Origin of the sequence: Pandoraea pneumonica (assembly GCF_902459645.1) — a bacterium.
Taxonomy (GTDB): Bacteria; Pseudomonadota; Gammaproteobacteria; order Burkholderiales; family Burkholderiaceae; genus Pandoraea; species Pandoraea pneumonica.
Window position 1 is genome coordinate 1,697,772 of sequence record NZ_CABPSK010000001.1, and the last position, 17,835, is coordinate 1,715,606.

The 17,835-nt window shown below is 62.3% G+C and carries 19 protein-coding genes; 6 read left to right on the plus strand and 13 right to left on the minus strand.

Annotation, left to right across the window (positions count from 1 at the left end):
* Positions 1–66 precede the first annotated feature (66 nt).
* Positions 67–1,455 (plus strand): hypothetical protein, encoded by a 1,389-nt coding sequence (locus tag PPN31114_RS07395; protein ID WP_150678755.1) that lies wholly within the window; start codon positions 67–69, stop codon positions 1,453–1,455.
* A gap of 255 nt (positions 1,456–1,710) precedes the next feature.
* Here the strand turns inward: PPN31114_RS07395 and PPN31114_RS07400 are convergent, their stop codons facing one another.
* Positions 1,711–2,238 carry an FKBP-type peptidyl-prolyl cis-trans isomerase gene (locus PPN31114_RS07400; protein WP_150678756.1) on the minus strand — a complete coding sequence of 176 codons (528 nt, stop codon included), beginning with the start codon at positions 2,236–2,238 and terminating at the stop codon, positions 1,711–1,713.
* 188 nt (positions 2,239–2,426) lie between these two features.
* Here PPN31114_RS07400 and PPN31114_RS07405 point away from each other — a divergent pair, with 188 nt between their 5' ends.
* Entirely contained in the window at positions 2,427–3,647 is a 1,221-nt protein-coding gene (locus tag PPN31114_RS07405) for a ribosomal protein uL16 3-hydroxylase (protein ID WP_150678757.1), read from the plus strand.
* 179 nt (positions 3,648–3,826) lie between these two features.
* Complete coding sequence (locus tag PPN31114_RS26155) at positions 3,827–4,087, plus strand: hypothetical protein (protein WP_080759361.1); 261 nt, start codon at positions 3,827–3,829, stop codon at positions 4,085–4,087.
* Between the two features lie 138 nt (positions 4,088–4,225).
* On the opposite strand, the gene PPN31114_RS07415 is transcribed toward PPN31114_RS26155, so the two are convergent.
* The 10 genes from PPN31114_RS07415 to PPN31114_RS07460 form a co-directional block, all read right to left on the minus strand.
* Complete coding sequence (locus PPN31114_RS07415) at positions 4,226–5,023, minus strand: MBL fold metallo-hydrolase (protein ID WP_150678758.1); 798 nt, start codon at positions 5,021–5,023, stop codon at positions 4,226–4,228.
* A gap of 8 nt (positions 5,024–5,031) precedes the next feature.
* Positions 5,032–6,180 (minus strand): outer membrane protein assembly factor BamC, encoded by a 1,149-nt coding sequence (gene bamC, locus PPN31114_RS07420; protein WP_150678759.1) that lies wholly within the window; start codon positions 6,178–6,180, stop codon positions 5,032–5,034.
* A 52-nt stretch (positions 6,181–6,232) separates the two neighbouring features.
* Positions 6,233–7,150: a 4-hydroxy-tetrahydrodipicolinate synthase gene (gene dapA / locus PPN31114_RS07425; RefSeq protein ID WP_150678760.1), complete on the minus strand. Its 918-nt coding sequence runs from the start codon at positions 7,148–7,150 to the stop codon at positions 6,233–6,235.
* A 42-nt stretch (positions 7,151–7,192) separates the two neighbouring features.
* Positions 7,193–7,771, minus strand: a complete 579-nt coding sequence (locus PPN31114_RS07430) for a class I SAM-dependent methyltransferase (protein WP_150678761.1) — start codon at positions 7,769–7,771, stop codon at positions 7,193–7,195.
* Entirely contained in the window at positions 7,768–8,970 is a 1,203-nt protein-coding gene (locus PPN31114_RS07435) for a tryptophan--tRNA ligase (protein ID WP_150678762.1), read from the minus strand. Before PPN31114_RS07435 ends, PPN31114_RS07430 begins: the two co-directional genes overlap by 4 nt.
* 101 nt (positions 8,971–9,071) lie before the next feature.
* Positions 9,072–9,737 (minus strand): site-2 protease family protein, encoded by a 666-nt coding sequence (locus PPN31114_RS07440; RefSeq protein WP_150678763.1) that lies wholly within the window; start codon positions 9,735–9,737, stop codon positions 9,072–9,074.
* A gap of 106 nt (positions 9,738–9,843) precedes the next feature.
* Positions 9,844–10,470, minus strand: a complete 627-nt coding sequence (locus tag PPN31114_RS07445; RefSeq protein ID WP_150678764.1) for an L-threonylcarbamoyladenylate synthase — start codon at positions 10,468–10,470, stop codon at positions 9,844–9,846.
* Between the two features lie 12 nt (positions 10,471–10,482).
* Complete coding sequence (locus PPN31114_RS07450) at positions 10,483–11,316, minus strand: 3',5'-nucleoside bisphosphate phosphatase (protein ID WP_150678765.1); 834 nt, start codon at positions 11,314–11,316, stop codon at positions 10,483–10,485.
* Between the two features lie 202 nt (positions 11,317–11,518).
* The gene (locus PPN31114_RS07455; protein ID WP_150678766.1) at positions 11,519–12,418 is read right to left on the minus strand and encodes an alpha/beta fold hydrolase; all 900 of its coding nucleotides are present in this window, start codon (positions 12,416–12,418) and stop codon (positions 11,519–11,521) included.
* Positions 12,419–12,507: 89 nt separating this feature from the next.
* Positions 12,508–13,554 (minus strand): ferritin-like domain-containing protein, encoded by a 1,047-nt coding sequence (locus PPN31114_RS07460; protein WP_150678767.1) that lies wholly within the window; start codon positions 13,552–13,554, stop codon positions 12,508–12,510.
* Between the two features lie 49 nt (positions 13,555–13,603).
* Between PPN31114_RS07460 and PPN31114_RS07465 the strand changes: the two genes are divergently transcribed.
* From PPN31114_RS07465 to PPN31114_RS07475, 3 genes are all read left to right on the plus strand, one after another.
* Positions 13,604–14,128 (plus strand): gamma carbonic anhydrase family protein, encoded by a 525-nt coding sequence (locus PPN31114_RS07465; protein ID WP_150678768.1) that lies wholly within the window; start codon positions 13,604–13,606, stop codon positions 14,126–14,128.
* 176 nt (positions 14,129–14,304) lie between these two features.
* A complete protein-coding gene (hslO, locus tag PPN31114_RS07470) occupies positions 14,305–15,249 on the plus strand; it encodes an Hsp33 family molecular chaperone HslO (RefSeq protein ID WP_150678769.1) in 945 nt (314 codons plus the stop codon).
* A gap of 5 nt (positions 15,250–15,254) precedes the next feature.
* Positions 15,255–15,671, plus strand: a complete 417-nt coding sequence (locus PPN31114_RS07475) for a hypothetical protein (protein ID WP_150678770.1) — start codon at positions 15,255–15,257, stop codon at positions 15,669–15,671.
* Between the two features lie 61 nt (positions 15,672–15,732).
* On the opposite strand, the gene ftsB is transcribed toward PPN31114_RS07475, so the two are convergent.
* Together ftsB and eno are read right to left on the minus strand one after the other, a co-directional pair.
* Positions 15,733–16,149, minus strand: a complete 417-nt coding sequence (ftsB, locus tag PPN31114_RS07480) for a cell division protein FtsB (protein ID WP_370865841.1) — start codon at positions 16,147–16,149, stop codon at positions 15,733–15,735.
* A 71-nt stretch (positions 16,150–16,220) separates the two neighbouring features.
* On the minus strand, positions 16,221–17,504 hold the full coding sequence (gene eno, locus PPN31114_RS07485; protein ID WP_150678771.1) for a phosphopyruvate hydratase: 1,284 nt from the start codon (positions 17,502–17,504) through the stop codon (positions 16,221–16,223).
* Positions 17,505–17,835 lie beyond the last annotated feature (331 nt).

The window sequence follows — 17,835 nt, forward strand, 5'->3', positions numbered from 1 at the left end:
AGAAGCGAACCGATACGCGACCAATAAGCCGCCTGACACGCCAACCGAGACCGATAACGCGCCACCATGCAAAGCCGCCGCCACCTGCGCACGCATCGCATCGCAAGCTTCGCCAGCACCTGGCGAGTTTGCGTTGCGCTCGCAGCGCTCGCGCTTGTGACGGGGCCTGCGCCAACCACCGCGGCAACGTCCGCGAACGCGGTCACGCAAACGGCGGCACAGAGCAACCGCTCTCGTGCGGCGGCAAAGCCTACACAGAAGGCGGCGGTCAAGTTGCCGTCGTTCGAGTTTGCCGTGCTGGGCAACACCCCGTACGGCAATACGGAAGTGCCGGTGTTGCGCAGCGTGCTGGCCAGCATCGGTGACGGCGCGGCGGCATTCGTCGTGCATGCAGGCAACTTCAAGGGGCCGACCGAATCCTGCCGCGACGACCTCATCACGGAGCGGATCGGCCTGCTTAGTAGCTCACCCAAACCGCTCATCTACGTGCCCGGGGCAAACGACTGGGCCGACTGCCAACGAGCCACCGACGGCGGCTACAACCCGATCGAGCGACTCGACTTTCTGCGCGACCGCGCCTTCGGCAACGATGATGTCCTGGGGCCGGGGCCGATCGGCCATGCGCAATTCGATCTCACGCGCCAAAGCGATATGGCACGTTTTCGGCAGTATCACGAGAACGTGCGATGGTTCTATCGCGGCGTCGTATTCGTGGGGCTGAATCTGCCGGGTAACAACAACAATTACCGCTCGGCGGGCGGGCGCAATGGCGAGTTCGAAGACCGAGTGATTGCGACGCGTGTCTGGCTGCAACACGCGCTTGTCTATGCGCAGCAGAAGGACGCGATCGGCATGGTGATCGTCGCGCAGGCCGACCCGGAATTTGAACCGGCACGCAGCGGCGGCTTACGGGGGATGTTCTCGGAGCGAGGCGAGCGGCGCGGGGTCGACGGGTATAAAGACTTCCGCGTGCAGTTGCAGAAACTCGCCAGCCGGTTCAAGGCGCCGATTCTGCTGATCGACAGCGGCAAGACGATGCATCAATCGCAGCCGCTGCGCGACGTGCACGGGGCCGTGGTCAAGTCGTTCACGCAGGTGAGCACCTATGGCGCGCCGACGGTCAATCGCTGGGTGCGTGTGCGCGTCGAACCGGGCACAACGCAGGTTTTCAATGTTGAAGCCGTGCTATTGCCCGCCAATAGCACCGCCGGAAGCGCACAGAAAGCCACCAGCCCGGCGGTACCGCGCGGCCTGAACCCCGCGCCCGAGAACGGCGTGGGAGGCGAAGGGATGGGCCCGTATGGTGCGCCCTACTCCACGCTCTACCCGGCGTCGGGGGCGGCGATCAATAGCTCAGACCCCAATCAGGGCGTCATGCCCATCGGCCCATCGCTATTTCCCAGCGACGGCAAACCGCCTTCGTCCGGGGCACGCGCCCCTGCACGCGACGATTGAATTTCGGAAGTCGCACAACGGCTGCGCGATGACGCGGCCCAATCACAGGGCGTGCAACGCATGTCGCCGCGACATCAGAGCCCTCTCGGCAAGGCGCGCTGTCGCAACACGAATCCCTTTTCACGAATCGCAACGAAAAACGCCGGACGCGGCGCACTGCGTGAGCAGTGCACCGGTCCGGCGAATTCGTTCTGGCGACTCGCGCTCGTCTTCGTCGCTAGTCCCCGTTAGCGGGGAATTCGCGACGCAGCAAGCTTAATGCAGCGTGGGGGCGTCGTCTTCGTCTTCGTCGACGATCTCGAGACCCGTTGCGCCGTGCGCATGCTGGTGCTCGATTTCTTCTTCCGTCGCAGCACGCACGTCGGTCACCTTCAGATCGAAGCGCAATGCCATGCCAGCCAGCGGGTGATTGCCGTCGAGCACGACCTTGTCGTCGGCCACGTCGGTCACCGTGTAGATGAACGTGTCACCTTCTTCGTCGCCGTCTTCAGGCGTGCCTTCGAACTGCATGCCGACTTCGAGCGGATCCGGGAAACGGCCACGCTCTTCGACCTTGATCAGCTCGGGATCGTAGTCGCCGAATGCATCGGCAGGTTCCAGTTGCAGTTGCGTGGCGTAGCCGACGTCCTGACCATCGAGCGCTTCCTCGATCTTGGGGAACGTGCCATCATAGCCGCCGTGCAGGTAGACCATCGGCTCGGCGCCGCTTTCTTCAATCAGGTTGCCCTGAGCGTCCGACAACGAGTACGTCACCGATACGACAGTATTCTTTTCGATCTTCATCAAACTCTCCGAAAAACAGCCCGCATTATACGCGGACCCGCGTGAGCGCGGCCTGACGGTAATTTGACAAGCGATCGACAGGGGGTTTGCGCCCCGCCGGCGTTGCCGCATTGCCGATTGACCCGCACTGCACGAACACCGCATATTGCGCCGACGGCATCTCGACCGGACGCACCAACGACATACGCATGACGACTTCCAAGCCCACATCGACACTGCTCGGCGGCCTCACGCCAGACGCTTTCATGAAGCGCTACTGGCACAAACGCCCGTTGCTCATCCGACAGGCCATCCCCGGCTTTACCGCCCCGCTCTCGCGTGACGACCTGTTCGCGCTCGCTGCACAGGACGATGTCGAATCGCGACTGGTCAGCGTTTCTCGCAAGCGCTGGCAACTCGATCACGGCCCGTTCGACACCGAGGATTTGCCGCCGCTCACACGCAAGCAATGGACGTTGCTCGTGCAAGGCGTGAATCTGCACGCTGGCGCCGTCGATTCGCTCATGCAACAGTTTCGCTTCATTCCCGACGCTCGTCTCGACGACGTAATGATCAGCTACGCGACCGATGGCGGTGGCGTGGGTCCGCACCTCGACTCTTACGACGTGTTTCTGCTGCAAGCGCACGGCAAGCGCCGCTGGCGCATCGGCCCGCAGCGTGACACCACGTGGCAAGAAGATGTGCCGTTGCGCATCCTGAAGCACTTCGAGGCCGAAGAGGAATGGGTGCTGGAACCCGGCGACATGCTGTACCTGCCGCCCGGCTATGCGCACGACGGCGTGGCAGAGGGCGAATGTATGACGTATTCGATTGGGTTTCGCGCGCCGCTCGAACAGGAGATGCTTCAGAACTTCCTGTATCACCTGGCGGAAAATGCGCCGGAATTGCCGTTTTCGCGCCATTTCGCTGGCCGATACGCCGATCCGCACCAACCTGCTGTCAAGCACCCCGCGGCGCTGCCCGATGCAATGATCGACACCCTCGTCTCGCAACTCGAGAAGGTGCGCTGGGGCAAAAAAGAAGTGGAAGATTTTCTCGGCCGTTGGCTCAGCGAACCGAAATCGCACGTGTTTTTCGATGCGCCCGATACACCGCTTTTGCCTGCGCGCTTCGCTCGCGCGGCCGCTGAACGAGGGGTTGCGCTCGCTTCGAAGACGCAATTGTTGTATCGACGCAACCGATACTACGTCAATGGCGAGCCGCTCGAAGCCCCCGTCAGTACGCGATCGACGTTGCGCAAGCTCGCCGATCACCGCGCATTGGACGCGAACGAATGGGCGAATTTCGAGCAAAATGACCAAGAAATTGCCGAAATTCTGTACGATTGGTACGCCTCGGGCTGGTTACTTCTTGGGCCAGAAACGACTAACGTGCGAAAGTTGCGCACTGTAAGGAAAAAAGCGGGGTAAATGCGCGAGATAGACGTGACGCGTTGGGGAAAACCCAATATAATTTCTCGCCAAGCAGCTTGCATGACCCAGGGTAATCCTTAATTGCCAATGTCTCGCAATCGGCTTTGCGCTGGCAAGAGCGTATTACCGTAACTAATTATTCATTCGCTTGTCTTCTACCATAAAAGGACGTGATCATGAAGAAGTCTCTCCTCGTCGCTTCGTTGTTGGCTGCTATGGCCCTGACCGCCTGCGGCAAGAAGGAAGAAGCCGCTGCTCCGGCTGCTGACGCCGCTGCTTCGGCTGCTACGGCTGCTTCGGACGCCGCTTCGGCTGCTGGCGCTGCTGCTGACTCGGCTGCTTCGGCTGCTGGTGCTGCTGCTGACACGGCCGCTTCGGCTGCTGGTGCTGCTGCTGACGCCGTTGCTTCGGCTGTTGACGCTGCTGCTAGCAAGTAATCTCTCGCTGCCGCAAGGCAGTTGAGCGAAAAAAAGCCGGTCTTACGACCGGCTTTTTTATTGCCTTGATGTTTTGTTGGATCGCCCTTCCCGACTCGTTCGGCACACGCGACTAACAGGCGCGATTGGCACCCGCCATTAACACGCCAACCAGTCGAACCCACCCGCTTGCGTCGCCACCAGAATCTCGGTCGCGGCCGCGCCAATCACCGCTGACATCGCCGCCATCGCTAACTCAGGCGTATTGTTCTGTTCGCTAAGGTGAGCGCAAATCACGCGCTGCAATTTTGCCCGGTCGATCGCGGCCAGAATCTCTGCCGCAGTATCGTTCGCCAAGTGCCCATACGTACCGCCGATACGCGCCTTGAGCGATGCCGGGTACTTGCTGTTCGCTAGCATCTCGCGATCGTGATTGCATTCGAGCACTAGCGCGTCGCAACCGCCGAGCGTCGCGATCAAATGCGCCGTCGCACATCCGGCATCCGTCAGCACACCGAGACGGCGTGCGCCATCCGAGAACACGAATTGCAGCGGCTCGCGCGCGTCGTGCGGCACCGTGTAGGGCGCAAGCTCGATACCGCCCACAGCGACGCGCTCATCGGACCGACACCAGCGCACGAGCGCCAACGCGTCGTCACCATCGCCTTTGCGCGCGGCATGCGCCTTGACGGCCTGCCCCGTGCCCCAGCTCATGATGAGCGGGATGCGATGCTTGCGAGAGAGGGAGAGTGCACTACCGATGTGATCGGCGTGTTCATGCGTGATAACGATGGCATCGAGTGAAGCCACGTCGACCGAGCGTGCCAGCAGGCGCCGCTCGATCTCTCGCATCGAGAATCCGCAATCGAGGAGGATACGTGTGGTGGAGGCGCCTTCCGACGCCTCCACCAGCAGGGCATTACCTTCGCTGCCGCTGCCCAGACTGGCGAAACGCACGCCCCGCCTTAACGGAGCTGGTTGCCGATCACGCTGATGATCGTCTGCGCGATCTGCGAGTTGTCGACGTTACCCTTGTCGTCGAGCACCTGCACGCGGGTCTGGCTGTCGCCGCGGCCTTGCACGTTCACGCTGTACTTCTTGGCCTTCTTGCTGTCCTGCACTTCCTTCGCATGGAACAGGCTGTAGAAGAAACCGTTGTCCTTCGCTTGCGACGCCGGATCGACGTAGCTCACGAAATACATACCCTTGGCGCGATCGCGATCGTCCACGGTGAAGTTACCGCGGTCGAGCGCAACGCCCACACGGCGCCATGCACGGTCGAACGGCTCGTTGATGTCGAGGTAAGCCGAGTCAGCCGTCTTCACAACTTGGCTCGCCGGCGCACCCGATTGAGCGTTGTCGACTTGCGCCTTCGCCTGTTCGGTTTGCGCGCCGAAACGCTGCATCATCTTCGTCAGGAAGATTGCCTCGAGACCCGGATCATTCGGCGCCGGCTCCCACTTGGTCGTGTCCTTCTGCGAGTTCGTGAACACTTCCACCATGCGACGGTGCGTGATGTACACGTCCGTGCCGCCGTTCGGGTCACGTTCCACACGGGTACGGAAACGATCGCGCTCGCCCGTCGAATACAGGCCGTCGAGCACCTTGCCGAGCAAGTCGCGGATGATGTCCTGATTGAGCTTGGCGCGGTTCTCGGCCCAGTCGGTTTCCATCACGCCGGTATCCGGCGAATCGATGGTCAGCACGAAGCCGTTTTCTTGCCAGAATTCACGCAGCGTCGGCCACAGATCGGCCGGTGCCTTCTGAATCACGAGCCAGCGCTGGTTGCCGTCGCGCACGACCTTCATGCCCGGCACGTCAGGCAGCACGGTGTCGTTCGCGTTCGGGTTGGCCGCGACGACCTTCTGTTGCACTTCGTAGTTCGACAGCGTGGCGGTACCGGTCGGCGACACGTACTTGCGGTCGTTAGCCTGAACATTCGTCAGATCCGGCGGAACGTCGAGCGAGGGGCCAACCTTGGAGCTCTTGTAATCCACCTTATCCGAAGACAGGGCGCTGGAGAGCGAACTGCAACCGGCAACGAGGGCCAACGAGGCGATAGCGGCCCATGCCAGCACGGGACGAGCTACGGAAATACTGACGATTCGTTTCATGAGTCGCAAAAAAAGGGGTGGGCAATCGATCCCGGGAGCCACAACGAAAAACTTAAACGACAGCGATGTTTGCCGCCTTCAGGGCACCCAGCACCGTTTCCTGATACGCCTGCGCGAGCGGCGTGAGCGGCAGGCGAATGCCCGACGCGATCATACCCATCTTTTGCAGTGCCCATTTCACGGGGATCGGATTGGCTTCGACGAACATTGCGCGGTGCAGTTCGAACAGTTCGAATTGCAGTTCCCGCGCCTTGGCCACGTTGCCGGCCAGCGCAGCGACGCACAGCTCGTGCATTGCACGCGGTGCCACGTTGGCGGTGACCGAGATATTACCCTGACCGCCCATGAGCATGAGCGCTACGGCCGTCAGGTCGTCGCCGCTATACACGGCGAAGCTCTTCGGGGCGCGCCGGATCAGGTCGATACCACGATCCAGGTTGCCCGTGGCGTCTTTCACGCCAACGATGCCAGGCACTTGCGCCAGACGCAGCAGCGTGTCGTTGCTAGCGTCTGCCACGGTACGGCCGGGCACATTATAGAGGATGACCGGCAGCTCAACGGCTTCGGCAATGGCTTTGAAATGCTGGTACTGGCCTTCTTGCGTCGGCTTGTTGTAGTACGGCACGACTTGCAGCGAGGCATCCGCACCGACCGACTTGGCGTGCTTGGTCAGCTCGATGGCTTCGGCCGTCGAATTGCCGCCCGTTCCGGCGATCACCGGCACTTTACGGCCACGCGACTGACCGGCTTCTGCCGTTTGCTGCACGGCGATTTCGATCAGTTCGCAATGCTCTTCGACGGTGACCGTCGGCGATTCGCCCGACGTGCCGACGATGACGATACCGTCGGTGCCTTCATCGACGTGCCAGTTAATCAGGTTGCGCAGCGCTTCGCGGTCAAGGCTGCCGTCTTCGGCCATCGGCGTGACGATCGCGACGATACTGCCTTGAATCGGTGTTTGGGTAGTCATGATTTATCGAACAATTCAGCGATAAGGGTGGATTGTAGCGGATTACGCCGTCGCCTCGTACAGCGCGGCACTCCCGGGGTTTTCCCCGGGGGCCGCACCTGTCGCGCACAAACGCTGCACGCAGGCCTCACGCGGTGCTGCGAGCGTGACATCCTCATAGGCCGCCACGCGCAGATTCGCCGTGCGAGCCACGTCGAGCAATTCGCCCGGCGCCAATAAAAACAAGGGATTGGACGGCTTCCCGAACCTTTCGTTTCCCTGCGCAAAGGTTTCGTAAAGCAGCACCCCGCCCGGTGCCACACACGCCGCAATGCGCGCCAGCAACGGACGGTACAGATAATTCGTGACGACCACGATGTCGAACTGCACATCGTCCGCCAGCGGCCACGCAGCGCCTTCGAGGTCGGCCTCGCAAGTCGTGACACCGGCCAAGTTTGCCAACGTGGCAAGTGCCTCGGCATCGCGATCGACGGCTGTGACTTGCGTGCCCTGCTCGGCAAGCCAGCGCGTATGACGGCCGTAACCGCACGCAAGATCCAGCGCACGCGCGCCGGGGCGAATGAGATGCACCCACCGCGTCACCCAAGCCGACGGTGCGCCCGTCCCGTGCAATGCGGTCATGAATATTGCAGTCCCATGGCCTCGCGCACGTCGCGCATGATTTCTTGCGCAGACTTGCGGGCTTTCTCGCAGCCATCGGCCACAATGGCACGCAGCAGCGACGGATCGTCCATGTACTTCTGTGCGCGCTCGAGCATCGGCTGCTGTTCACGCAGGATGCCGTCGATAACCGGCTGCTTGCACTCGATGCAGCCGATACCCGCACTGCGGCAGCCCTTCTGCACCCAGTCGCGCGTATCGTCGTCGCTGTACACCTGATGCAGTTGCCACACCGGGCACTTCTCCGGATCACCCGGATCGGTGCGCCGCACACGCGCCGGATCGGTCGGCATGGTGCGCACCTTCTTCGTGATCGACTCGGCATCTTCGCGCAGGCCGATCGTGTTGTTATACGACTTCGACATCTTCTGACCATCGAGTCCCGGCATGCGCGATGCGGGCGTCAGCATCGCTTGCGGCTCGACCAGAATCAGCTTACGAGCGCCTTCGAGATAGCCGAAGAGACGCTCACGATCGCCCATCGACAACGACTGCGATTCCGAGAGCATGGCGCGCGCCTGCTCCAGCGCTTCATCGTCGCCCTGCTCCTGATACGCCGTGCGCAATTCGAGATAGAGCTTCGCGCGCTTGCTGCCGAGCTTGCGTGCCGCCGAGAGGGCCTTCTCTTCGAAACCCGTTTCTCGGCCATACAGATAGTTGAAGCGCCGTGCGATTTCGCGCGTCATTTCAACGTGCGGCACTTGGTCTTCACCCACCGGCACGTGCAGCGCGCGATAGAGCAAAATGTCGGCCGCCATCAGCACCGGATAGCCGAGAAAACCGTACGTCGAGAGATCCTTCTCGCGCAGTTTCTCGATCTGCTCCTTGTACGTCGGCACACGTTCGAGCCAGCCCAGCGGCGTGCTCATGCCGATCAGCAACGCCAGTTCGGCGTGCTCGGGCACTTTGCTCTGAATGAACAGCGTTGCCTGATTCGGATCGATACCGGCGGCGAGCCAATCGATCAGCACGTCCCACACGTTCTGTTCGATGACCTCGGGCGTTTCGTAATGCGTCGTGAGCGCGTGCCAATCGACCACGCAGAAGTAGCACGGGTACTCCGACTGGAGTTGAATCCAGTTCTTGAGCACACCGTGATAGTGGCCGAGGTGCAAACGACCGGTCGGTCGCATGCCGGAGAAAACGCGTTCGGGGTACATAGGGTCTGGTTTTGTTTTGTGGTTCTGTGTAGCTACGGTGCTGCGCTCGAATGCACTATCGGGGCACTACCTGCGCAATTTTTACAACCGTCGACGCGTCGTTACGACACCAGCGACAGCAGCGGTGTGAGCATCCATACGATGACGTCGCGGCCCCATTGAATCAGCGGCCAAAGCCACACACGGCCCAGCACGCCACTCACGACGAGCGCCATCACGATGAAGAAGCCGTAGGGCTCCAAACGCGACAGCGTGTAAGCCGCGCGCGCCGGCAGCAACGAGACGAGCACGCGTCCACCGTCGAGCGGCGGAATCGGGAACAGATTGAACATGCACATCACCAGGTTCACCAGCAAACCGGCCTGCGCCATCATCATGAAGAACGGCTCGTGCACACCGGCGAGCTGCAAGCCCACACCGAAGAGCGCCCACAAAATGGCCTGCGCGAAGTTGCACAGCGGTCCCGCGAGCGCCACCCAAATGGTATCGACGCGCGGGTTGCGCAAGCTGCTGAACGCCACCGGCACCGGCTTGGCATAACCGAACAGAAACGCCCCGCTCGTCATGAAATACAACGCGAGCGGCACGAGAATGGTGCCGATCGGGTCGATGTGTTTGATGGGATTGAGCGTGACGCGCCCCATCAGAAAGGCCGTGGGGTCGCCGAAATACTTCGCGACATAGCCGTGGGCCGCCTCGTGCAACGTAATCGCAAAGAGGACGGGGAGCGCGTAGACCGCAACGGTCTGGATCAGGTCTGCATTCATAGCCGGCTATTGTAGCAAGCCGACTCGTGCGCCAGTATTACCGGATATTGCATAGGGCTAGCGCCGCGTCAGCGGAAATTCGGGCGTGCGGTCGCACCTAGCCCGATCACGACAGGCCAAACGGTGCCAGCGGGCCGCGCCCGCGTCGCACGACCTCGGGCGGCGTGACGGTCAGGTCCACCACCGTCGACGGCTCTTTCGGACAAGCCCCGCCGTCGATCACGAGATCGAGCTGCTTTTCGAGCCGCTCGCGGATCTCCTCCGGATCGTTCAACGGTTCGGTTTCATCCGGCAGAATCAGCGTCGTGGCGAGCAGCGGCTGGCCCAGTTCTTCGAGCAATGCGAGCGTGATGGCGTGGTCGGGCACGCGCAGGCCGATCGTCTTGCGCGAAGGATGCGAAAGCCGGCGTGGCACCTCTTTCGTCGCTTCGAGAATGAATACGTAGGGACCGGGCGTCGTGGCCTTGATGAGCCGGTACTGACGGTTGTCGACCATCGCAAACTCGGCCAGCTCCGACAAATCGCGCACGAGCAGCGAGAGCATCTGCTTTTCGTCGAGTCCGCGAATGCGGCGCAAGCGATCGACTGCGTGCTTGTCGTCGATGTGACAGGCGATCGCATAGCTTGAGTCGGTCGGCAGGGCGACGATGCCGCCTTTGTCGATGATCTGGACGGCTTGTTTGATCAGGCGGGGTTGCGGGTTTTCCGGATGGATCTGGAAGAATTGCGACATAGCGTCGTAAATTTACTGCCAGCGGCTCCAGACGGGCACAAGATCGTCGGGCAACGGTGGCAGTTTGCCGAGTAGCGCGCGGCTCTCGGTCGGCCCATGGAAATCCGAGCCGCGCGAGGCCAGAAAGCCGTATTGACGCGCGACATCGGCATACTCTCGATACTGATCCGGCGTATGGCTACCGGTCACCACTTCAATGCCCTCACCACCGAGTTCGCGAAACTGATCGAACAGGGCACCGAATTCCACCGGCGTGAATTTGTAGCGCCCCGGGTGCGCGATCACCGCAATGCCCCCTGCCCCGCGAATCCACTTCACCGAATCTTGCAGCGTCGCCCAGCGATGCGGCACGTAGCCCGGGCGCCCCTCGGAAAGATAGCGCGCAAAGACATCGGACACCGACGCACACTTGCCAATTTCCACCAGATAACGCGCGAAATGCGTGCGCGAAATCAGATCGGGATTGCCGACGAAGCGTAGCGCACCTTCGTAAGCGTCGGGAATGCCGGCTTGCGCCAGTTGCTCGCTCATCAATTGCGCGCGTGCGGCACGGCCGCCGCGTGTCGCCGCGAGCCCCGCGACCAGCTCGGCATTCTCGGGGTCGATATTCAACCCGACGATATGCACGGTGCGGTTCGCCCACGTGATCGAAATTTCCACGCCGCTGACGTATCGCATGCCGAGTGCTTGCGCTGCGGCACGGGCTTCGCGCTGACCGCCGATTTCATCGTGATCGGTGAGCGCCCACAGGTCGACACCGGCGTCGGCCGCGACTTGCGCCACTTCAGACGGCGTAAGCGTGCCGTCCGACACTTTGGAATGACAATGAAGATCTGCGTTGAACATGATGTGCCGCCGGGCGATGACGCGTCACGCGCACCGGTTGGCAACGCATGACGTCGTAAGACGCCTTCATTCTACCGCTCAAGTCGACGCGATGCGAGTTGCCCTGTGGTTTTGAGGCGGCAGCGCCACGCGATCACGACGAAAGCACTACGAAGGCACTACGAAGGCACTACGGGGCCATTACATAGCAATTACGAAGCCGCTACGCCACCGTTTCTCGGCAAAAATCGTCGATCAGCTTCGCGACCACTTCGGGTTGATCGTGGTGGAGCATGTGACCGGCATCGTCCACGAAAGCCTCGGTCAAATTCGGAAACACCTCGAATCGCGCGCGGAAAACCTCCGTGCCCTGCGCCCCCACAAAATGCCGCAGCACCTCCGAATCGGTGGCCTCCACGTGCAGCACGGGGGCGCTGACGTTGCCCCACACCGCCATCGCTTCGTCCAGCCGGTACGGATACGGATTCGTGATCTTGTGCGCGGCATCGGCCAGCAAATGCCATTGCCCGTCGCGCTCCTGACGCGCCCAACGCTGCGCCAGCCATTCGGCACGCGCCGGTGCCAAACGCGGATTCGTTTTGCGCAAACGCTCGGCCACGTCGGCTTGCGTGGCATACGGGCGCAGCGTCGGCGGGGTTTGCAGATCGTCCAGCCAGCGGCCCAACTGACGAATGGCCGCAAGCGGTTGCGACGGCGGCAACCCGAAGCCCTCCAGATTCACTAGCCTGCGCACGCGCGCCGGTCGTACCCCGGCATAAAGACACGCCACATTGCCGCCCATGCTGTGACCGATCAGATTGATGGCTTCGCCGGGCTCGGTATAAACGTCGATCAGCGCCTCAAGATCGGCAAGATAGTCGGGAAACCAGTAGCTGCCGCTGCGGCCATCGGCAACGGGCCAATCCGTCAGCCCGAAACCGCGCCAATCCGGTGCCAACAGATGCCAGCGCTGGGCGAGCGACTCCGCAATGAACTGGAACGACGCGGACACGTCCATCCAGCCGTGTAACAGAAACAACTTCGGTGCACCGGGCGTGCCCCACTGCCGAACGTGATGGCGCAAGCCACGCACGGTGAGAAACTCGGATCGCGAATCGGTCATGACAACGCCAGTTAGTGAAGATCGAAACTATTAGGAATGACCGAGTATATCGGTGTCAAAAGTGACGTGCTGCGTCCCTCGCCCGCAGGTCACCCACCGGCTTGCAACGCCGCCAGTTCGTCGTCGTCGAAACCCGCCGCGCGGCGCGCCTCGATGTTGAACGGCCCGCGCAAGCGCGGTGCACCGTATTGCGCGGCCAGCCGGGCGTACGTCTCGACGGGTTCACACCCGGCACGCTCGCAGCCCCAGCGGTACCAGCGATTGCCGATGGCCACGTGGCCGATTTCGTCGCGCAGGATGATATCGAGGATGGCCGCCCCGGCTTTGTCGCCTGCGCTGGCCAGCTTGGCGCGAATGGGCGGGCTCGCATCCAGCCCACGGGCTTCCAGCGTGCGCGGCACCAGTGCAAGGCGTGCCAGCCAGTCGCCCGAGGTCTTGCGTGCCATCACCCACAGGCCGTCATGCGCCGGAAAACACCCGTAATGGTATTCGTCGCCCAGCGTCGTGAGGTGTTCGGCAAGCAGCGAGAAGTGATAAGCCTCCTCGGCCGCCACCAGTAACCAGTCGTCGTAGTAGGCCAGCGGCAGCGCGTCGAACCGCCAAAGGGCGTCGAGCGCCAGATTGATGGCATTGAATTCGATATGCGCGAGTGCGTGAAGCAGCGCTGCGCGGCCCGCCGTGGTTGTCACCGCGCGATGCTCCAGCTCGCGCGGTGACACCAGCCGAGGGTCGGCCGGACGGCCCGGAATACCCGGCTCGTCCTGCCCGTCCTGTTCGTCATGCTCACCCTGCTCGTCCGTTCCGCGCGCCTCGCCCGTCGTCCCGGGCGCGCTGGCCTCCCCTGCCGCGCCAGCCGCCGTCAATTGCCGCTCTGGATACCAAGCGGCGCGCCCATTTAGCACGGCGTCGCGCAACGCGATGACACCGGCCGCTTTCACGAACGGATCGCACTGCCGCAAGAGCGCCAGCGCGCGCTCGCGGGCACACGCCGCATTGCCGGGCACACAGGGGACGCCGGGAACGCCGCTTTTGCCCGCAGCCTTATCGGGCTCGGGGAGAGCGGCGGAATCGACGCAACGGTGGGGATTAGCGCGTTCGGCAGCGTTACCGCCGGGCGCAGGAGTGAAATCGGGCATGACGTTACAATAGCAATTTCGTCGATTTTAACCGCGAACCAAAGCCGCCATGCCGATCTATAAACTTGGAGACAAGACCCCGCAGATCCACGAGAGTGCTTTCGTGGCAGACACCGCAACGATCATCGGCGAGGTCGTGCTTGCCGAGAACAGCAGCGTCTGGCCGGGGGTTGCCATTCGTGGCGACAACGAACCGATTCGCGTGGGTGTGGGCACCAATGTCCAGGAAGGCGCCGTCTTGCATGCCGATCCGGGCTTTCCGCTCACACTGGCCGAAGGCGTGAGCGTCGGCCATCAGGCAATGCTTCACGGCTGCACGGTCGGCGAAAATTCGCTCATCGGCATTCAGGCCGTGCTGCTCAATGGCGCCGTCATCGGCCGCGACAGCCTGGTCGGCGCCGGGGCGCTGGTAACCGAGCGCAAGACATTTCCGGACCGCTCGCTCATCCTCGGCGTCCCCGCCAAGGTGGTGCGCGAGCTGACCGACGAAGAAGTGGCCAATCTCAAGCGCAACGCGCAGACGTACGCGTCGCGCCGGCAAGTGTTCAAGGAACAACTGGTACGCATCGGCTAAGCCGGTAACCGGGAGCGTGACCCGCGCCGGCAGGCCCCGGCGCGTTGGCCATGCGCTCAAGTGTTGAAAATGCGGCGCGTGCCCCCAAATAACGCAGCATCCACGTCAAACGCCGGCCTAGCACGCGCCTCCGGGCGCGATTTGCCGGCGTTGCCGCATCTTTCAGGAATTCGACAGTGTCCGATCAGCTTCAGAAATTCATGTTCGACGCCGCCCCCGTGCGCGGCGAATACGTGAGCCTCGACGCCACCTGGCGTGCGGTGCTCGAACGCCACAACTATCCGGCCCCGATTCGCCATTTGCTCGGCGAAATGATGGCTGCGGCCGCCCTGCTGACCGCGAACGTCAAGTTCGATGGCGCGCTCGTTCTGCAATTGCACGGCGACGGTCCGCTCACCATGCTCGTGGTCGAATGCAATGCCGACCTGACGATGCGTGCGACCGCCAAGTACAGTGGCGACATTCCCGACGACGCCTCGCTCAAGGCGCTCGCCAACGTGAATGGGCAGGCCCGCTTTGCCATTACGCTCGATCCGCGTGTGAAGCAACCGGGACAGCAGCCGTATCAGGGCGTCGTGCCGCTCTCGGACGAGCATGGCCCGCTGGCCGACATCGCCTCGGTGCTCGAGCATTACATGCACCATTCCGAACAGCTCGATACGCGCTTGTGGCTCGCCAGCGACGATAACCACGCCGTCGGCATTCTGCTGCAAAAGCTGCCGGGACACGGCGGCACGGCGGGCGTCGGTGCAGAACAAGCGCCCGAAGTGGATGAGGACACGTGGAACCGCGTCTGCCAACTGGGCAATACGCTCAAGCGCGACGAAATGCTGTCGACGGACCGCGAAACGATGCTGCACCGCCTCTTCTGGGAAGAGAACGTGCGCGTGTTCGATCCGATCGCGACGGCGTTCCGCTGCACCTGCTCGCGCGAGCGCGTCGGCAATATGCTGCGCACGCTTGGCGAAGCCGAAGTGATGAGCGTGTTCGATGAGCGTCCCAATGTGGAGGTGGCGTGCGAGTTTTGCCGCCAGACGTATCTCTTCGACAAGGTGGACGCCGCGCAGCTGTTCTCGGAACAGCACCACTCGGCCCACTCGACCCCGTCGCAGCATCATTGATCGAGATGCCGATACGCTCTCCCGCGGTGGGTTTCGTGCAGATGCGGCGGATCACGGTCGCGGCAGGTGCGTGCGTGCTGATGCTCACGGCGGGCTGCGCCCAATGGCAATTGCCACCGCCCGACGCGCCGCCTGCCCGTTTGCCGGAATCGCAGACGCGTCCGCCTGAACTGTCCGAGGCGCAGCAACAGGACCTCACTCGCCTGAACAAGCGCATTTACGACGAGCAGGAACGCGAGATCGAGCGCGAACGGCTTCAACGCGCGATCGACAATGCGATGCGCAGCTATGCGAGCAACGCGTATTTCTATAGCGGCTGGGGCGGTCCGGGATGGTACGGACCCGGCTGGTACGGGCCGGGCGGCTATGGCCCGGGCTGGTATGGGCCGCGTACGACGGTAGGTGTAGGGTTCGGTTTTTGAACGCCGCCAAAGAAAAAAGACGCTCCGAGGAGCGTCTTTTTTCATGCTGATCTGCGGCGCTTCAGTGATGCTGCGCCTTCTTCCCCTTGGCCTGCGAGGGGGGCGTAGCCGCTGGCGGCTTATCGCCCACGGTCTTGTGCGCGGGTTCGTTCGACGACACTAGGGGCGCGTCAGCACCCGAAGCGGCTTGTGGGCCGCCGCTGCCGTCGGGGGCAACAAACTGCACGAACACCTCGCCGTCCTTGACCATACCCAGCTCGAAACGAGCGCGTTCCTCGATCGCCGACGTGCCTTCCTGCAAATCTTGCACTTCGCCGGCGAGCCGATCGTTACGTTCTTTCAACTGCTCGTTCTTCTGCTGTTCGGCGCTCAGTTGGTCGCGCAGTTCGTGCACATATAACCAACCACCGTGGCCGAACCAGAGCGGGTACTGAATGACTGCTAACAGCAGCACCAGCACCAAGGTCACCATTCGCATGCTTTCGCCTGGCAGGAAATCCGGGAACCGAGCCCCGAGCGAACTCGAAGCTCACTTCCCGGGAATCGGGATTAGCGCAGATTGTAGAACGTTTCCTTGCCCGGGTACGTTGCGATATCGCCGAGATCTTCCTCGATGCGAAGCAGCTGGTTGTACTTGGCGATACGGTCGCTACGCGAGAGCGAACCGGTCTTGATCTGACCGGCGTTCGTGCCCACGGCGATGTCGGCAATCGTCGAATCTTCCGTTTCGCCCGAGCGGTGCGACACCACGGCCGTGTAACCGGCGCGCTTGGCCATTTCGATGGCGGCAAACGTCTCGGTCAGCGTACCGATCTGGTTGATCTTGATCAGGATCGAGTTGGCCACGCCTTGCTCGATACCTTGCTTCAGGATCTTGGTGTTGGTCACGAACAGATCGTCACCGACCAGTTGCACCTTCTTGCCCAGCTTGTCGGTCAACACCTTCCAGCCGGCCCAGTCGTCTTCCGACATGCCGTCTTCGATCGACACGATCGGGAACTTGTCGCACAGCGCAGCCAGGTAGTCGGCGAACTCTTCCGAGGTCAGCGACAGGCCTTCGCCAGCCAGTTCGTACTTACCGTTCTTGTAGAACTCGGTCGAAGCGCAGTCCAGCGCCAGCACCACGTCGTCGCCCAGGCGGTAACCGGCCTTCTCGACGGCTTGCTGAATCGTGTTCAGGCACTCTTCGTTCGACGCGAAGTTCGGCGCAAAGCCGCCTTCATCGCCCACGGCCGTGCTCATGCCCTTCTCGGCGATGATCTTCTTGAGTGCGTGGAAGATTTCGGCGCCGCAACGCAGCGCTTCACGGAAGCTGGTCTGGCTGACCGGCATCACCATGAATTCTTGAATATCCAGGCTGTTGTTGGCGTGCGCGCCACCGTTGACGATGTTCATCATCGGCACCGGCATTTGCATCGCGCCCGAACCGCCGAAGTAGCGATACAGCGGCAGACCGGCTTCTTCGGCAGCGGCCTTCGCCACGGCCATCGACACAGCCAGCATGGCGTTCGCGCCGAGGCGCGACTTGTTATCCGTGCCGTCCAGCTCGATCAGGGTCTTGTCCAGGAAGGCCTGTTCGGCGGCGTCCAGGCCCATGATCGCTTCCGAAATCTCGGTGTTGATGTGCTCGACAGCCTTTTGCACACCCTTGCCAAGATAACGGCTGCTATCGCCGTCACGCAGTTCGATGGCTTCGCGCGAGCCGGTCGACGCGCCCGACGGCACCGCAGCGCGGCCCATCACACCCGACTCCAGCAGCACGTCGCACTCGACCGTCGGGTTGCCACGCGAGTCCAGCACTTCGCGCCCGATGATATCTACGATTGCACTCATGAATTCCTCAATATCTGAAAGACAAAAACGCTAAAAGGAACCTGCATTGCGCCGCAGCCCGTCATGCCAGCCCCACGCCGGGCGCGAATCAGCGCGCCGAATCCTGACGTGGGCACCAGTGCCGCGCTTACGCGCGCACCGGATGGGCAAACCATAAACGGGGGAACAACGGCGCCTCGAAATGAGGCACGGCGGCCTGTTGGGTGACATCGATGTCGACGGTGCGCTCGGCGTACGGCACGCGGGCATCTCCTTGGGGCTCGCCCCGCGGCGGGCACATTGTCCCGCTGCGCGACAAGCTTAACGACTCGACGCCAGGCTGCCAAGGCGT

Excerpts from the sequence above, each read along its gene's own strand:
- PPN31114_RS07395 (WP_150678755.1), top strand. The coding sequence starts at position 67 with ATGCAAAGCCGCCGCCACCTGCGCACGCATCGCATCGCAAGCTTCGCC.
- PPN31114_RS07400 (WP_150678756.1), bottom strand. The coding sequence starts at position 2,238 with ATGAAGATCGAAAAGAATACTGTCGTATCGGTGACGTACTCGTTGTCG.
- PPN31114_RS07405 (WP_150678757.1), top strand. The coding sequence starts at position 2,427 with ATGACGACTTCCAAGCCCACATCGACACTGCTCGGCGGCCTCACGCCA.
- PPN31114_RS26155 (WP_080759361.1), top strand. The coding sequence starts at position 3,827 with ATGAAGAAGTCTCTCCTCGTCGCTTCGTTGTTGGCTGCTATGGCCCTG.
- bamC (WP_150678759.1), bottom strand. The coding sequence starts at position 6,180 with ATGAAACGAATCGTCAGTATTTCCGTAGCTCGTCCCGTGCTGGCATGG.
- dapA (WP_150678760.1), bottom strand. The coding sequence starts at position 7,150 with ATGACTACCCAAACACCGATTCAAGGCAGTATCGTCGCGATCGTCACG.
- PPN31114_RS07430 (WP_150678761.1), bottom strand. The coding sequence starts at position 7,771 with ATGACCGCATTGCACGGGACGGGCGCACCGTCGGCTTGGGTGACGCGG.
- PPN31114_RS07435 (WP_150678762.1), bottom strand. The coding sequence starts at position 8,970 with ATGTACCCCGAACGCGTTTTCTCCGGCATGCGACCGACCGGTCGTTTG.
- PPN31114_RS07440 (WP_150678763.1), bottom strand. The coding sequence starts at position 9,737 with ATGAATGCAGACCTGATCCAGACCGTTGCGGTCTACGCGCTCCCCGTC.
- PPN31114_RS07445 (WP_150678764.1), bottom strand. The coding sequence starts at position 10,470 with ATGTCGCAATTCTTCCAGATCCATCCGGAAAACCCGCAACCCCGCCTG.
- PPN31114_RS07450 (WP_150678765.1), bottom strand. The coding sequence starts at position 11,316 with ATGTTCAACGCAGATCTTCATTGTCATTCCAAAGTGTCGGACGGCACG.
- PPN31114_RS07455 (WP_150678766.1), bottom strand. The coding sequence starts at position 12,418 with ATGACCGATTCGCGATCCGAGTTTCTCACCGTGCGTGGCTTGCGCCAT.
- PPN31114_RS07460 (WP_150678767.1), bottom strand. The coding sequence starts at position 13,554 with ATGCCCGATTTCACTCCTGCGCCCGGCGGTAACGCTGCCGAACGCGCT.
- PPN31114_RS07465 (WP_150678768.1), top strand. The coding sequence starts at position 13,604 with ATGCCGATCTATAAACTTGGAGACAAGACCCCGCAGATCCACGAGAGT.
- PPN31114_RS07475 (WP_150678770.1), top strand. The coding sequence starts at position 15,255 with ATGCCGATACGCTCTCCCGCGGTGGGTTTCGTGCAGATGCGGCGGATC.
- ftsB (WP_370865841.1), bottom strand. The coding sequence starts at position 16,149 with ATGCGAATGGTGACCTTGGTGCTGGTGCTGCTGTTAGCAGTCATTCAG.
- eno (WP_150678771.1), bottom strand. The coding sequence starts at position 17,504 with ATGAGTGCAATCGTAGATATCATCGGGCGCGAAGTGCTGGACTCGCGT.